Genomic DNA, 13,737 nt, shown 5'->3' on the forward strand with positions numbered 1-13,737 from the left:
CGGGGGACTACATCTTCGCCGGGGCGCAGCGTACGCCTGTTCTTGAAATGCCTGCGGTTTTCGGCTGCAGGCATCTTTTCTTTCAGAGATGCTGGACGGCGATCTCGCCCAGCAGCACAGCGGCAATCAACAGCATCAGCGTGCCCGACAGGCGCGAGACGGCAAGCGCTGCTGCGGGGCGCGAGCGCAGCACGCTTTGCGAGCCCCAGCCCACGCCGAAGTAGACCACGGCACAGCTGGCCGCATGGACGGCGCCCAGCACCATGATCTGCGCAAACACCGGCCAGCTGTCGCCGGGCCGCACAAACTGCGGCAGCAAGGCCAGCAGCAGCAACAGCTGCTTGGGGTTGAGGCCGCTGACGCTGGCTCCCTTGACCGTCCAGTGCCAGCGCGTGCCGGCGTCGGCATCTGCGGCGCTGCTGATGGCGGCCGGGCTGCGCCACAGGCCCACGCCCATCCAGGCCAGGTACAGCGCTCCGGTGGCCGTCAAGGCGGTCAGCAGGGCCGGGTTGCGTGCCACCAGGGCGCCCACGCCTGCAGCCACGGCCAGCGTGGCCAGCAGCGCACCGCAGGCCAGGCCCAGCGTGGCGGGCAGCACCAGCCGCCTGCCGCGCAGACCGGCTGAGATCACATAGGCCCAGTCGGCCCCGGGCGTGAGCACCAGAAGAAAGGAGACGGCCCAGAAGGCGGTCAAGGCGGCGTAGGACACGAAATTCCCTCGAAAAGCGTTGATGCCGAGAGAATATGGAAGAGGAGCGAGAATGTGCTCTCAATATTCGCCGCTGAACGGCTTGAAATTGGAAGAAACTGCCCCGTGAATTCGCTGGATCGAAAAATTCTTGCTGCGCTCGAAAACAATGGCCGCCTCACGGTGACCGAGCTGGCCGAGCAGGTGGGCCTGAGCCTGTCGCCCTGCCACCGGCGTGTGCGTGCGCTGGAGGAGTCTGGCGTGATTCGCGGCTACCGCGCCGAGCTGGACCCCGCGGCGCTGGGGCTGGATTTTTCGTCGCTGGTCTTTGTCACGCTCAAGGACAGCAAATCCGTTCCCGCGTTCGAGGACGCCGTGGCCCGGCTCGACAATGTGGTGCAGGCCCAGCGCCTGTTTGGCGACCCGGACTATCTGCTGCAGGTCGTGGTGCGCGACCTGCCGGCCTACCAGCGGCTCTATGACGAGCACCTGACCCGGCTGCCCGGCGTGCTGCGCATGACCTCCACGCTGGTCATGAAGCATGTGGTGAGCAACAGACCGCTGACCTCCGCGATGGAATAGCCATGAAAAAGCGCCGGTGACTTTCATCACAGGCGCTTTGGGTCAGCCAGATTTGCTATTGATTAAGAAGCTAATTGCGCTTGATTATCAAGGTTTTAAGGTATCTGTATATCTGAAAACCTTTGAGGAAAAGCGCTGGCAGCTACTAAAAAATAGGATTTCGGGATCAGGAACCCAGCTTGAGCGAACCCTTCATGAGGGCAGAGTGGCCGGGGAAGCTGCAGAAGAAGGCGTAATCCGTGCCCGCCTTGAGCTTGGCCACGTCGATATCGAACTTGCTGGTCTCGCCGCCGCCGATAACCTTGGAGTGCGCCAGTACGCGGGCGTCGCCGGCCTTCACATAGTCGGCGCCTGCACCGGCGGCCATGCCGTCGGTGATCACGGGCTGCATATCAGCCGCAGTGCTGACCACGATGTTGTGGCCCATGGCGGTCTTGGGCATCTTGCCCACATGCTTGAGAGTCACGCTGAACTTCTTGCAGGACTTGGGCACATCGATGCTTTTGACATTGAACTGCATGGCGTCGTTGCTTTCAACGATGGCTTCGCAGCCTGCCGCCATGGCGGGTGCGCTCAGGGCACCGACTGCACACAGGGCCAGAGTCGTCAGGATCTTCTTCATTGGCTATTCCTTTTCCTAAAAGCGAAACGGGAGGCCGCTGTGGCGTTGTCGCCATCCAGGCTCCGCATTTCATTTTTTCGGAAACCTGTCCAGCCGGCTCAGTACAACTCATGCTCGCATGGGTTGTACTGTTGCACCTTGCGCTAAAGCAAGTGCTCAAGCATGCATGCGTTCGCTGCTTTGCATGCCTATGCACAGCGCCTCAGATCGCCATGTCGTAGCCAATGGTGATGGGCGCGTGGTCCGAGAACTTCTCGCCCTTGTAGATGGACTCGGTGCGTGCCAGGGCCGCGATCGCTGGTGTTGCCAGATGGTAGTCCAGTCGCCATCCCACGTTGTTGGCATAGGCCTGGCCCCGATTGCTCCACCATGTGTAGCAGGCATCCGTGGTGTCGGGCTGAAGCTGACGATAGACGTCGACCAGACCGCCGCTGGCCTCGGTCTTGTGCAACAACCTGCTCATCCAGTCGCGCTCTTCGGGCAGGAAGCCGCTGTTCTTCTGGTTGCCGCGCCAGTTCTTCAGGTCTTCCTTCTGGTGCGCGATATTGATGTCGCCACAGAGCACGAAGTCACGCTCGGCCTTGAGGTGCATCAAGTGGCTGTGCATCTTGGCCAGAAAGCGGAACTTGGCTTCCTGGCGCAGCTCGCCCGAGCTGCCGCTGGGAAAGTAGGCGCTGATGATGGAGAGCTTGCGGCCGGGCGTGTCGAAGCGGGTTTCGACATAGCGGCCTTCGGCGTCGAACTCGTCGATATCGAAGCCCACCACCACATCGCTGGGCTCGTGGCGGGTGTAGACGCCCACGCCCGAGTAGCCTTTCTTCTCGGCAAAGTGGAAATAGCCCTTCATGCCGGCCAACACCTCGAAGCGCCCGGCCATATCCGAAGCCTGGGCCTTGATTTCCTGGACGCAAATACAATCCGGCGCAGTGGCTTCGATCCAGGCTTCGGCGCCTTTGGTCGTGGCAGAGCGGATACCGTTGAGGTTGAGGCTGGTTAATTTGAACAAGGATGAATCCATGGTGGTGAGTGAGAAGCCAATGGGCGGTGCAGACCGTCTGGCGCAGGATTTTGTGCAGTTTGCCGTCGATGCGGGCGTGCTGCGTTTTGGCGAATTCAAGACCAAGGCCGGGCGCATCAGCCCGTACTTCTTCAATGCCGGCCTGTTTGACGATGGCGCCAAGATGGCCCGTCTGTCCGAATTCTATGCAAAAGCCATTCTGGCCAGCGGCATGGAGTTTGATATGGTCTTCGGGCCTGCCTACAAGGGCATTCCTCTGGCTGCCACGGTGGCGGTGGAGCTGGCGCGCCAGGGCAAGAACGTACCCTTTGCCTACAACCGCAAGGAAGCCAAGGACCACGGCGAAGGCGGTACTCTGGTGGGCGCTCCCCTCAAGGGCCGCGTGCTCATCATTGACGATGTGATGTCGGCCGGTACGGCCGCGCGCGAGTCGATTGCCATCATCAAGGCGGCCGGTGCCGAGCCTCACGCCGTGGCCATCGCTCTGGACCGTCAGGAAATGGCGACGGAGAATGGCCAGGACGTGCCGCACAGCGCCGTCCAATATGTGCGCAATCAGCTGGGCATGCAGGTCTGTGCGATTGCCAAGCTGGCAGATTTGTTGCTCTATCTTGAGCAGCAGGGCGGGGATGCCGGCCGCGAGCATCATGAACGCGTGCTGGCCTACCGTCAGCGCTATGGTGTTGAAAACAAGGAATAAACACGCAAATGAAGCAGGCCTTGCATGCAAAACTGAGTTTGTATGTGGTAGCTATCGTCTGGGCAGGGGCCATGCCGGCTCAAGCCCAGGCCCCAGCCAATAGCGGCGGTATCTACGCCTGCACGGATGCCAATGGGCGGCGCATCACGGCCGACAGGCCTATTGCCTCCTGCGTCGATCGCGAGCAGCGTGTGCTTGGCAACACGGGCGTCGAGCTGCGCCGCGTGGGCCCCACGCTGACCGACCAGGAGCGCAGCGCGCTGGAGGCCAGGCGGCGTCAGGATCAGGCCGAGCAGCAACGCCTGCGCGAGGAGCGCTCGCGTGACCGAGCCATGCTGGCGCGCTTCCCCAATCAGGGCGTGCATGACGCCGCCAGAGCCGAGGCGATTGCCCAGGTCAACGATGTGATCGGCGTGGCCCAGCAGCGCCAGGTCGACCTCAGGGAACGCCGCCGCAAGCTCAATACCGAGCTGGAGTTCTATCAGAACGATCCGAAGAGGGCTCCGGCCAATCTGCGCCGCCAGCTGGACGACAACACGGACTCTCAGGCCGAGCAGCAGCGCTTCATCAAGCAGCAGGAAGAGGAAAAGCAGCGCATCAACCAGCGCTTCGATGCCGAGCTGCAGCAGCTGCGCAAGCTATGGGCGGACCTGCCGCAGACCGCACCGCGCGCGCACTGAGAACGTGTCGCGCCTTCAGTCTTCGTGGCTGTTCTTGTGCATGGCCATGACGCGGCCCAGCAGCAGGGTCGCAATCCAGGCCACTGCCGCGATGATCAAGGGTATCTGCACCAGCAGCGATGCCTGAGCCATGAGCATCAGCGCATCGGCTTGCCACAGCGCCCCATAACCCTTGAGCAAGCCATAGGCCAGCCATAGCAGCAGGCCTGCACTGGCGATGGCGGCCATGCTGCGCATATTGCGGCCGTCACGGCTGCCCGCCGGAACGCGCAGGGCCGAGCGCCACAGCCAGCCCACGGCGGCCAGTACCAGCAGCACGCAGGCCGCGACGGAAAGCGGCAGCCAGAGGGGGGGAGGAATCAACGACATGGCGCCGCACTTTAGCCCAGTTGATCCCTGGATGAAAAAGAAAATACCCACCGAGGTGGGCATGCATGAAGGGGCCTGACAGCGGCTCAGTTTGCGCGCCAGACCACATAGTGGCCCGGCACGGACTGAATGCCCAGCACGGTTGCGTGGTGGGCGAGCAGCTCTTCGAAGGTCTTGGTGATTTCGCTGCCGGCAGTGCTGCCTTCGTATTCCGTGGCCACCTGTGTCGCGGTAAAGGAATTGGCGCCAAAGCTTTGCACGATGTTGCGCAGCTTGTCGAGGTTGGGGGTGAACACGGCGTCCATGGCAGCAACTCCTTTTTCGGGCAATCAAACCAGTACTGCCCATAGTTTATCCAGCAGCCCGTGCCAGGCAAGAGGGCCTTTGCCCGCATGGCTATTGATTGATGGAGAGCAAAGTGCGAATGACGTCGGAGCGCGTGATGACCCCGACCAGGGTTTTGCCGCGCAGCACGGCAATGAACTGCACGCTGTGCGATGCCAGCTCGTGCAGCAGATCGCCCATGGGGGTGTCTTCCTGCACGCTCATCTCTGGTGCGCGCATCAGTTCCTGGGCTACGGATTGCACTTTGGATGGCCGGCTGCGCAGGCGCTGCCAGAGGTTTTGCTGCTGGCGTGCGCGGTGGTCCTGCCAGAGCCAGTCGAACAGGTCGGCGCGCAGCACGCGACCAATCAGCTCACCTTGCGCATCGACCACGGGAAGGCTTTTGATCAGATGGCGGTGAAACAGCTCGGCCACCTCTTCGAGCGGAGTCTGCGGGCTTACGGTCAGGAGCTTGGCGGACATGACGGTGCCGCAGTTGACGCTGGACAGCCGGCGCTTGATGGCCTCCTCCTCGGCGGCGGCCAGCAGCTCGCCCAGATCCTCGGGTGTCAGGTTGTAGCTTTGCTCGAAGCGCTGCAACAGTTGTTCCAGATCCTGCTCGCTCAGCGCCAGGCGCGTGGTGGGGCGCTGGGTCTTGGCCGCTTGAGGCGGCTGGTGCAGGTAGGGGCGGCCGCAGGCACGATGGTAGAGCACGCCGACTGCTGCAAGAACACCAGAGAGCACGGCCATGGGAATCAGCAGATGCCAGCCAAGGGGAGCCATCTGTGCCGCCGCCAGTACCGTCAGCAAGGCAACGGCGCCGCCCGGCGGGTGCAGGGCGCGCAACAGCAGCATTAGGGCAATGGCTCCTGCCACGGCCAGCGCGGCCAGCGAGGTCTGGGACAGCATAGGGAACGCCCAAAGCAGCAGCAAGGTATAGAGTGCGGGCACGGTGTTGCCGACGACACAGTTCCAGGGCTGGGCCAGCGGGCTGCTGGGCACGGCGAATACCAGCACGGCCGTGGCGCCCAGCGGGGCGAACAGGAACAGGGTGTTGGGAAAGAAATGCTCGACCAGCCCGACCAGAATGCCGGCCAGCGCAAGACCCAGACCTGCGCCGATACTGGCGCGGATCAGCTCTTTCCACGAAGGGCGCGAGGCCACCGGCCCCAGGCGCTGCCACATTGTTTGAATGACGGACATAGGCACAGGCTGCAGGGCGCAAAATTGATAGCTGCTCCCGCAATGTTGTATTGATTAGTGCAGCAATTCTGTCAAAAAAAGCTCCACAGGGTGAGCTGTGGAGCTTTGGCGGGATTGACGCCGCTTCAGGCTGCTGCGGGGGCTTGAACGGCTCCGGCACTCAGCATTTCGGCCAGCGGCTTGCGGCCGGACGGCAGTTCGCGCTCGCGCAGATCGTCAGGCAGAGTGGCTGCATCGGCGCGGCGGCCCACGGCGATCACGCATTCGGGTACCAGGTGCTCGGGCAGGTTCAGCACCTTGCGGGCTTCATCGGCCGAGAAGCCGCCCATGGCGTGCGTGGCCAGACCCATGGCATGGGCCTGCAGCGCCAGATAGCCCCAGGCGCAGCCCGTGTCGAAGCTGTGCTTGGCGGCCGAGGCCTGCCTGTCCGACAGCAGCACGATCAGCGCGCCGCCATTCAGGCACCAGCGGCGGTTGGCTTCGTTGGGGATCTGCGAGAACGCCTGCCAGTTCGCGTCATCGCGCAGGGCGTAGGCAAAGTGCCAGGGCTGCTTGTTGCTGGCCGAAGGCGCCCAGCGGGCGGCTTCCACCAACTGCTCCATCTGGGCCGCACTCAGTGCTTCAGGCACAAAGGCGCGCGGCGACATGCGCTCGATGAATTGCGCGTGGACGGGGACGGTACTGCTACGGGTGGTGCTCATGGTGATATCGCTGAACTGAAAAGAAAAGGGCCCGCCTACTGTACAGAGCAGAGGCGGGCCCGAAACCATAGCGCAAGCTCCGGCCTTTGTGCCGGAGCCGGAAAATCAGGGCTTTTGACCCGATTGCGCGCCGATGCCGCGCAGATGGCGTTCCATGCGGAACATCACCAGCGCCATCATCACCATCACCAGGCAGGAAATCAGCAGCGTGGCAAACGCCGTGTCCATGCCCAGAAACTCCCACTTCTCCTCATCGGGGTTGTCGCCGCGCAGCTTGGCGGCCGTGCGGTCGAACGACAGCGTGTAGTTGGTCAGCAAGGTGTTGACGATCTGCGGGGCGGACTGCTGCTGCAGCTTCTTGGCCAGGCTTTCGTTGCCCAGCACCTTCTCCAGCGCCACGGGCAGCCCCTTGATGTAGGCTGCGTACGAGCCCTCGCCATGCTCCATCTCTGCGGCCTGGGCACGGTCGTTGATTTCGGAGGCCAGGTTCACCGGATCCATCAGCATGGCGTCTTCGCCCGCAGCCTCGGCGGCTGCCGCAATCGCCGCATCGGCTGCAGCATCTGCGGCGGCACGGGCCATGCGGTCCTCGCGGGTCAGCGAGATGCGGCGAGCCGTCCAGGCGGCATCCACTTCGGCAGCGGCCGCGTCGGCAGCCTCCTTGTCGCAGCAGGAGTTTTCACGTGCCTCGCGCATCTTGATCTGGCGGTTGACATCGTCGGCCGAGGGCAGGGCATCGCCCTTGAGCAGGGGGTGGATGGGATCCAGGCCCTGGCTGCTGTTTTCCGTTTCTACGCGTTTGCGCGCAGCCGTGTCCCGGTAGATGAAGCCACGCAGCAGGCCGTCGGCCTTGCGGAAGTCCGGACGCAGGGCAGGGTCGGCCAGACGCTTTTCCATGGGCACGGCGTTGCCGAGGACGCTCATGTCGCGGCCGGTCTCTTCTTCCATGTACTTGAGGTCGTAGGGCGCATCCTTCCAGTTCAGCGCCGTTGCGCCGGCAGTGGCGATATCGGGCTTCTTGGGCTTGTAGTGGTCCCAGATCCAGTGGCCCATGCCAAACAGCACAAAGATGGAAAAGGCGAGCAAGACAAGACGCAGAACTTGAATCAGCAAATCTTCTGCGCGGCGCAAGAGGGTCAGCATAGGCAGCAAATCCTTGTAAAAAGCTTGAGTGGTCTGTACTTTCAACTATGAAATTGGAAGCGCGTGAATGATCGCGATTGTAGGAAGCGAATCGGAAAGTCGTAATTTGTTACAGCTGAGTCGACAAATGCACGCTTCTGTCCCGCCCGGCGCTTGTTGTGGGGCCAGGGGCGCCGGTGCTGCTCCTCCTCACGTCATGAAAGGGCGATGCACCCAGATCCTGTAACGGAATTGCGAAACCGCTGTAATGGAGCTTTGATGGATCGAGGCTGGATCATGGGTAAGACGTCGCTGGATAAATCGAAGATCAAGTTTTTGCTGCTCGAGGGCATACATCCCTCCGCGCTCAAGGTGCTGCATGACGCGGGCTACACCAATGTGGAGGCTCTGACCGGCGCGCTGGACGGCGAGGAGCTCAAGCGCAAGATTGCCGATGTGCACTTTGTCGGCATTCGCTCGCGTACCCAGCTCACGGCCGATGTGTTCGCGGCCGCGCAGAAGCTGGTAGCCGTGGGCTGCTTTTGCATCGGCACCAACCAGGTCGACCTCAACGCAGCGCGTGAGCGCGGTGTGGTGGTCTTCAACGCGCCTTACTCCAACACCCGTTCGGTGGCCGAGCTGGTGCTGGGCGAAGCCATTTTGCTGCTGCGCGGCATCCCCGAAAAGAATGCCGTCTCCCACCGCGGCGGCTGGAAGAAGAGCGCGGAGAATTCCTTCGAGATCCGCGGCAAGACGCTGGGCATCGTCGGCTATGGCTCCATCGGCACCCAGCTGTCGGTGCTGGCCGAAGGCCTGGGCATGAAGGTCATCTTCCACGACGTGGTGACCAAGCTGCCGCTGGGCAATGCCCAGCAGAGCAGCGGTCTCAACGAGCTGCTGGCCCAGTCCGATATCGTCACCCTGCATGTGCCCGAGCTGGCCTCCACCAACGGCATGATGGGGGCTGCCCAGATTGCCGCCATGAAGCCCGGCAGCATTCTGATCAATGCGTCGCGCGGCACCGTGGTCGATATCGAGGCCCTGGCCGAGTCGCTCAAGAGCGGCAAGCTGCTGGGCGCCGCCATCGACGTCTTCCCCAAGGAGCCCAAGAGCAACAAGGACGAATTCCTGTCGCCGCTGCGCGGCATGGACAACGTCATCCTCACGCCCCACATCGGCGGCTCCACCATGGAAGCGCAGGCCAATATCGGTCTGGAAGTGGCGGAGAAACTGGTCAAGTACAGCGACAACGGCACGACCACCTCGGCCGTCAACTTCCCCGAAGTGGCACTGCCCGAGCACCCCGGCAACAACCGCATCCTGCATGTGCACGAGAACCGTCCCGGCATTCTCTCTGCCATCAACCAGGTGTTTGCCGACAACGGCATCAATATCGCGGGCCAGTACCTGCGCACCGATGAGAAAGTGGGCTATGTGGTGATCGATATCGATGCCAAGTCCTCGGCGCTGGCGCTGGAGAAGCTCGCGCAGATCGCGGGCACCATCCGCTGCCGCGTGCTGTTCTGAAGCCTTGGTAGCTGAACGGAAAAGGAGACCTCGGTCTCCTTTTTTCATGGGCCGGCCATTGGCGATGCCACGGGCTGGCCGGAAGGGCGCGCGACGGACATGGTGTTGCGCGCCGCTGATGCTAGGCTTGTGCCGTCACAGACCCTCCCGCTTGCACAATGAATACACCAACCAAGAGAGAGTTCACCTTCCGTGGCGTGCTGCTTGGCGCGCTGATCACCCTGGCGTTCACCGCCGCCAACGTCTATCTGGGACTCAAGGTCGGGTTGACCTTTGCCTCGGCGATTCCCGCTGCCGTGATCTCCATGGCGCTGCTCTATCGCTTCAAGGATTCCAACATCCTTGAAAACAATCTGGTGCAGACCCAGGCCTCCGCGGCCGGCACCTTGTCCTCGGTCATCTTTGTGCTGCCGGCACTGCTCATGCTGGGGCTGTGGACGGGTTTCCCGTTCTGGCAGACGGCATTGATCTGCGCGGCTGGCGGCACGCTGGGCGTGCTCTACACCGTGCCCCTGCGTCGCGTGCTGGTGGTGCAGTCCGAGCTGCCCTATCCCGAGGGCGTGGCCGCTGCCGAGGTGTTGCGCGTAGGCGATGAGCAGCGCCATGCCCATGACCCGGAGAGCCTGGGCAAACCGCGCAGTTCGGGCTTGCGCGAGCTGGGCTGGGGCACGGGGCTGGCCGCGCTGTTCGGCTTTCTCAGCGGCGGTCTGCGCCTGCTCGGCGATGCCTTCAATTTCTGGATTCCCGCTGGCGGCGTGGCCTTTCGCGTGGCAGCGGGCTTCTCGCCGGCCCTGCTGGCCGCCGGCTATCTGATGGGCGCGGCCGCAGGCATTGCCGTGCTTGTGGGGCTGGCGCTGTGCTGGGGTGTGGTCGTGCCCTGGCTGACGGCCCAGGCCTCTCCTGCAGCCGGCCAGGCGCTCTCCGAGCTGTCCACCCAGCTCTGGGGCAGCAAGGCCCGCTTTCTCGGTGCGGGCGTCATCGGCATCTCGGCGCTGTGGACCGTGGCCACGCTGGCCAAGCCCATTGTCCAGGCGATTCGCAACCAGCCGGCACGCAGCGTTGCCGACAGCGGCGGTGGCGATGAAACCGACAAGGACATGCCGCGCAGCTGGATGCTGATGATAGGAGCCGCCGCCCTGGGCGTGTTGTTCCTGGTGGTCAATGACTTCATCGCCGGGCATATGCCCGATCTGGTCGCTGGCGCACGCTACGGTCTGGCGGCCCTGTGCGTGCTGTTTGCGGCCCTGTTCGGCTTTCTGGTAGCCGCCGCCTGTGGCTATATGGCCGGTCTGGTGGGCTCGTCGGCCAGTCCGATCTCTGGCATCGGCATCATCGCCACCTTGCTCATGGGAGTGAGCCTGCTGGCGCTGCATGCCCTGGTGCCGTCCTATGCCAGCGCCGTCGCGGGGCAGATGGGCATTGCACTGGTGCTGTTCATGGTCTCGGCCGTTCTGGCCATGGCCGCCATCTCCAACGACAACCTGCAGGATCTCAAGACCGGCTATCTGGTGGGGGCCACGCCCTGGCGTCAGCAGATCGTGCTCATCATCGGCTGCCTTGTGGGCGCGCTGGTCATTCCGCCCGTGCTGGATCTGCTCTATAACGCCTACGGCTTTGCAGGCAGCATGCCGCGTGCAGGCATGGACCCGAACCAGGCCCTGGCCGCGCCGCAGGCCACGCTGATGATGCAGATTGCCAGCGGCATCTTCAAGGGCTCGCTGGACTGGAGCATGCTGGGCCTTGGCGTGGCCGTGGGCATTGCCGTCATCCTGGTCGATCTGGCCCTGCGCAAGAGCGGCAAGGGCGCGCTGCCGCCGCTGGCCGTGGGCCTGGGCATCTATCTGCCTCCCACCATAGGCCTGACGCTGACCATAGGCGCGGTGCTGGGCTGGTGCATTGCCAGAGCCATCAAGGCCTATGCGCAGCGCGGCGGCAAGGACTGGACGGCGGCGGCCGAGGAGCGAGGCCTGCTGCTGGCCTCCGGGCTGATCGTGGGCGAGAGTCTGATGGGCCTGCTGATTGCGGCATTGATTGGCTTCAGCGGCAAGGATGCGCCGCTGGCCCTGGTCGGCGAAGGCTTTGCGCCCGCCATGTGGCTGGGCCTGGCCTATTTTGTGGGCCTGTGTGTGTTCTTTTATCGCCGGGTGCTGTGCAAATGAAGACAGGAAAATTCGACGGGGAACAGGCCGAATACCGCCGGGGCAACTTCGGCTTCGCACATGAATGGCTGCAAGAGTTCAAGGCACTGGACGAGGTGCTGGAGCGGCTGGACGTGCTGCGTGCCGCCGATCCTGCACATCGCTACCTCTGCACGCTGGACGATGTGAGCCAGTGCAGCTACACCAGCGGCCATGCGAGCCAGGATGAGCGCCTGTATCTGGACGACCCCGAGGACATGGATTGGGACGACCCCGCGCAGGAGCAGGCCCTGACGCTGGCATCGCTGCAGCACCGCGTGGCGCAGCTGCAGCGGCCTGAACTCGTGCAGGAATGGGCACAGGTCTGCGGCACGCTGCTACTGGCTGCTCAGGACGTGGATGCCCTGCTGCAGGCCAACCGCAGTCCCGAGGCCCTGCTTGATGACGTGGTCTATGTCCAGCGTCTGCCCGTGCCCTGCGACGAGCTGATGATTGCGGGCCAGCCCAACGGCTATTTCAGCGCGGACTGGGACAGCTTCCAGAACCACGCCGTCATCTGCCACCTTGCGGCGCAGTACGGCTATCGCTTCTTCGGCATGGGCGCCGCATGGATGGGTTTTGTGCGCTGCAGCCTGCCCGATGCAGCGCTGGTCGAGCGGCTGATAGAGGACTTGCGCATGCTCTACGGCCAGGGGCAGGGCGAGGTACGGGAGCATGCGGGCTGGGTACAGCTGGCGTCCGTGCTGCTATCGCGGCGTACGCTGATGCTCGGTTATGCCGAGAGCCTGGCCGAAGGCCTGGACCTGCCTGCGGGATAAAGGCGCATCGCCACGCTGGCAGCGCTTGCAGCATCTGTGCCAGAGGTCTTTCAGGCCTTTTTTTGCTGGCCGTCCACAAACTGCTCTATGGCGCTCCAGAAACCGTTGGCGCGGAAGATGGTCGAATGATTCGCCTGGGTGAATGCCTGCACCTGCACCGCCTTGTCCCTGAGACTGTGCAGCAGGGCGTCGGTGCGCTCGGGCAGCACCACCTGATCGCGTCCGGCGCGCAGCACCAGAATCGGCCCATGGTAGTTGCGCAGATGCGCGGCAGAGTCGAACGGGTCGCGCAGCAGCAGTTCCACAGGCAGCCAGCCATACATGCCGCGCACCGTGTTCAGAATGCTGTCGAAGGGCGTGACCAGCACCAGCTGGTCCGGCTGGCGCAGGTCGGCCACGGCAGCCGCCACGCCCGTGCCCAGGCTGCGGCCGACCACGGTGATGGGCAACTGTGGGTGCAGGCGCCTGACCTCATCGAACAAGGCGGCGGCATCGAGCTCCATCAGCTCCTGCGTGGGCTCGCCCTCGCTGGCGCCATAGCCGCGGTAGGCCAGCATATAGATATCGCTGTGCGGCAGGCTGCGCGACAGCTGCTGGCGCCGGTGGGCAATGTTCTCGGCATTCCCGCCAAAGTAGATCACCGCATTGCGCGCCTTGCCGTCGGCCGGGTGCAGCTGCCAGCCCCGCAGCAGCACATCGGCGCGCTGCAGCGAGAAATCGGTGCTCTCGGCCGCCACCTGCGTGCTGCCGCCCGGAAAAATCATCTGGCGCTGCTGCGCAAACATATAGCTGCAGATACAGATATAGACCGCCAGGCACAGGGCCAGCAGCCAGAGCAGGGGCTTGAGCAGCTTTGAGAACATGGAGCGCAAAAGTATGGGGTTTGCACCGGATTGTGCGCAGATTTGTGTGGGTTTGGTGTGCGCTTTACCTCGGCTTTATGTAAGCGGTGGTTTGAGGAATTGATAGCGGGTGGTGCAAGTGATGTCTACGTTTGGGGCTTGTTTGGCTCGTGGTGATGCTTTAGCTGTTTGCCTGCTGTGGCGAGGCTGATTGCATGCCTGCTTTGCTTGCAGAGGGCGGGTCTCGGCCCGCCTGCCGACCGACTTTCTGCTGCCAGAAAGTCGGCAAAGAGCCAGCCCCTGCTGCCCCCGTCCCTCCGGCTTCGCCTGCGGGCAACCTGCGCCGTCAAGCTCTTGGGGCTGTGCGGCAAAACTCACTCCGCGTCTTCGACGCTCCGTTCAA

The 13,737-nt window shown here is 63.3% G+C and carries 15 protein-coding genes; 6 read left to right on the forward strand and 9 right to left on the reverse strand.

Annotation, left to right across the window (positions count from 1 at the left end; translation table 11 throughout):
* Nucleotides 1-82: 82 nt before the first annotated feature.
* Nucleotides 83-709 (reverse strand): LysE family translocator, encoded by a 627-nt coding sequence (locus NOX35_RS01380; RefSeq protein ID WP_182285355.1) that lies wholly within the window; start codon nucleotides 707-709, stop codon nucleotides 83-85.
* A gap of 105 nt (nucleotides 710-814) precedes the next feature.
* On the opposite strand from NOX35_RS01380, the gene NOX35_RS01385 reads away from it, so the two are divergent.
* The gene (locus NOX35_RS01385; protein WP_182285356.1) at nucleotides 815-1,270 is read left to right on the forward strand and encodes an Lrp/AsnC family transcriptional regulator; all 456 of its coding nucleotides are present in this window, start codon (nucleotides 815-817) and stop codon (nucleotides 1,268-1,270) included.
* Nucleotides 1,271-1,436: 166 nt separating this feature from the next.
* Here NOX35_RS01385 and azu read toward each other — a convergent pair whose 3' ends face one another.
* Nucleotides 1,437-1,892: an azurin gene (gene azu / locus NOX35_RS01390; protein ID WP_182285357.1), complete on the reverse strand. Its 456-nt coding sequence runs from the start codon at nucleotides 1,890-1,892 to the stop codon at nucleotides 1,437-1,439.
* A 202-nt stretch (nucleotides 1,893-2,094) separates the two neighbouring features.
* Complete coding sequence (locus NOX35_RS01395) at nucleotides 2,095-2,898, reverse strand: exodeoxyribonuclease III (protein ID WP_182285358.1); 804 nt, start codon at nucleotides 2,896-2,898, stop codon at nucleotides 2,095-2,097.
* Nucleotides 2,899-2,908: 10 nt separating this feature from the next.
* Between NOX35_RS01395 and pyrE the strand changes: the two genes are divergently transcribed.
* Both pyrE and NOX35_RS01405 read left to right on the forward strand, forming a co-directional pair.
* Nucleotides 2,909-3,610 carry an orotate phosphoribosyltransferase gene (pyrE, locus tag NOX35_RS01400; protein WP_182285359.1) on the forward strand — a complete coding sequence of 234 codons (702 nt, stop codon included), beginning with the start codon at nucleotides 2,909-2,911 and terminating at the stop codon, nucleotides 3,608-3,610.
* 8 nt (nucleotides 3,611-3,618) lie between these two features.
* A complete protein-coding gene (locus tag NOX35_RS01405; protein ID WP_182285360.1) occupies nucleotides 3,619-4,290 on the forward strand; it encodes a DUF4124 domain-containing protein in 672 nt (223 codons plus the stop codon).
* Nucleotides 4,291-4,305: 15 nt separating this feature from the next.
* Here NOX35_RS01405 and NOX35_RS01410 read toward each other — a convergent pair whose 3' ends face one another.
* The 5 genes from NOX35_RS01410 to NOX35_RS01430 all read right to left on the reverse strand — a co-directional run bounded on the left by NOX35_RS01410 (nucleotide 4,306) and on the right by NOX35_RS01430 (nucleotide 8,030).
* Entirely contained in the window at nucleotides 4,306-4,659 is a 354-nt protein-coding gene (locus NOX35_RS01410) for a hypothetical protein (RefSeq protein ID WP_256495488.1), read from the reverse strand.
* 86 nt (nucleotides 4,660-4,745) lie between these two features.
* Nucleotides 4,746-4,964 (reverse strand): hypothetical protein, encoded by a 219-nt coding sequence (locus NOX35_RS01415; RefSeq protein WP_182285362.1) that lies wholly within the window; start codon nucleotides 4,962-4,964, stop codon nucleotides 4,746-4,748.
* Nucleotides 4,965-5,055: 91 nt separating this feature from the next.
* On the reverse strand, nucleotides 5,056-6,186 hold the full coding sequence (locus tag NOX35_RS01420; protein WP_232538088.1) for an HPP family protein: 1,131 nt from the start codon (nucleotides 6,184-6,186) through the stop codon (nucleotides 5,056-5,058).
* A 125-nt stretch (nucleotides 6,187-6,311) separates the two neighbouring features.
* Entirely contained in the window at nucleotides 6,312-6,887 is a 576-nt protein-coding gene (locus tag NOX35_RS01425) for a nitroreductase family protein (RefSeq protein WP_232538089.1), read from the reverse strand.
* A 105-nt stretch (nucleotides 6,888-6,992) separates the two neighbouring features.
* Nucleotides 6,993-8,030, reverse strand: coding sequence for a hypothetical protein (locus NOX35_RS01430; protein WP_256495489.1), 1,038 nt, complete (start codon nucleotides 8,028-8,030; stop codon nucleotides 6,993-6,995).
* A gap of 276 nt (nucleotides 8,031-8,306) precedes the next feature.
* Here NOX35_RS01430 and serA point away from each other — a divergent pair, with 276 nt between their 5' ends.
* The 3 genes from serA (at nucleotide 8,307) to NOX35_RS01445 (ending at nucleotide 12,492) form a co-directional block, all read left to right on the forward strand.
* Entirely contained in the window at nucleotides 8,307-9,536 is a 1,230-nt protein-coding gene (gene serA, locus NOX35_RS01435; RefSeq protein ID WP_003074609.1) for a phosphoglycerate dehydrogenase, read from the forward strand.
* 158 nt (nucleotides 9,537-9,694) lie between these two features.
* On the forward strand, nucleotides 9,695-11,695 hold the full coding sequence (locus NOX35_RS01440; RefSeq protein ID WP_256495490.1) for an OPT family oligopeptide transporter: 2,001 nt from the start codon (nucleotides 9,695-9,697) through the stop codon (nucleotides 11,693-11,695).
* Nucleotides 11,692-12,492: a hypothetical protein gene (locus NOX35_RS01445; protein ID WP_256495492.1), complete on the forward strand. Its 801-nt coding sequence runs from the start codon at nucleotides 11,692-11,694 to the stop codon at nucleotides 12,490-12,492. The genes NOX35_RS01440 and NOX35_RS01445 overlap by 4 nt, the downstream gene beginning before the upstream one ends.
* A 50-nt stretch (nucleotides 12,493-12,542) precedes the next feature.
* On the opposite strand, the gene NOX35_RS01450 is transcribed toward NOX35_RS01445, so the two are convergent.
* Nucleotides 12,543-13,355: an alpha/beta hydrolase gene (locus NOX35_RS01450; RefSeq protein WP_256495493.1), complete on the reverse strand. Its 813-nt coding sequence runs from the start codon at nucleotides 13,353-13,355 to the stop codon at nucleotides 12,543-12,545.
* Nucleotides 13,356-13,737 lie beyond the last annotated feature (382 nt).

Origin of the sequence: Comamonas sp. C11 (assembly GCF_024496285.1) — a bacterium.
In the GTDB taxonomy this organism is placed as follows: domain Bacteria; phylum Pseudomonadota; class Gammaproteobacteria; order Burkholderiales; family Burkholderiaceae_C; genus Comamonas; species Comamonas testosteroni_F.